Origin of the sequence: Vibrio sp. M260118 (genome assembly GCF_036533755.1) — a bacterium.
Classification (GTDB): Bacteria; Pseudomonadota; Gammaproteobacteria; order Enterobacterales; family Vibrionaceae; genus Vibrio.
This window is the reverse complement of sequence record NZ_JATABG010000626.1, coordinates 1-1,052: the sequence shown is the minus strand read 5'-3', so window position 1 is coordinate 1,052 and position 1,052 is coordinate 1. Positions and strand designations below refer to the sequence as shown.

The following is a 1,052-nucleotide window of genomic DNA, read 5'->3' as shown; positions in this document are numbered from 1 at the left end:
CTGTTTAAGTAGGATGCTTGCGCCAATAAGCCGATCGGCGTTTGTGCAACAACCCACCATCGCACGGCTATTGGCAGTCCTCGGAGTACGTCTGTTCGCCCGTTTGTTCGCGGCATTCGTCTATCGGAGTCTAAGCATCAATTGGGTGAACTGTTTCATAAAGCGCAATCGTGCACATTGCAAAGCCTTTAGTTTCAATTTAAGTTCTTCTTAACAAAGGCGTTCAAGCGGGACTGCTAACGCGTGGCAATTTTAGTCGTAATGTCGAAAACAGTGGTTAGGGTGGCTTGTTTAGGTGTGGCGGTTAGCGTTGCGCAGCCCCTTAACGCATCGTTATGAGGCATATGGATATTCAACTAATACAAATAGAAAGTGATGAGTTTGAAAGTCTATTTTCTGTTGTGAAACAAGGACTTTATTCGCATGTTGATGCCGTATTTGGTTGGTGCAACGAGTTTCAGATCAATCGTTTAAAAAGTGACTACGAGCAGCATTGGTTCCACTGGGTATATCTCAATAACACACAAGTTGGAATGCTATGCTTCAAGCCCTACGAAAATGCACTTCATGTACATTTACTCATTGTGTTTCCAGAATTTCAAAATCAAAAATTGGGCGGAAGGGTTATGAATCTGGTTCACGAAATAGCGCGAGAGCAAGGGCGTAGTCAAGTAACCTTATCAAGCTTTACTAGAAATGAGTCAGCGGTAAGGTTTTACAAGTCTCTTGGCTATAAGGTGACTGAAAGCGATGAAAACTTCCTTTCTTTGTCGCTTCAACTTGCCTCATAACAAAGCGTTTAAGACGGATTCCCAACGCTCGGCATTTTCGGTTTGATTCAGCTTTAGTGTTTACGGCACAATGGTTTAGGTAAGGTGGTCGGCGTTGCTCACCACTTAACGCGGCGTTAAGAAGCCCTTTTAAATTTAGTGCCACTTCCCACGTGTGTCGCGGAGCTGCACTATGGTTCCACAGCGTGCATCGTTGCCATGGTAAGCATTGAGCTTCGGGCTGTTTAAGTAGGATGCTTGCGCCAATAAGCCGATCGGCGT

General features: G+C 45.0%; 1 protein-coding gene. It reads left to right on the top strand.

Annotation, left to right across the window (positions count from 1 at the left end; all coding sequences use genetic code 11):
- The first annotated feature begins 335 nt into the window (after nt 1-335).
- Nucleotides 336-791, top strand: a complete 456-nt coding sequence (locus tag QTO00_RS20130) for a GNAT family N-acetyltransferase (RefSeq protein ID WP_331426328.1) — start codon at nt 336-338, stop codon at nt 789-791.
- Nucleotides 792-1,052: the final 261 nt, after the last annotated feature.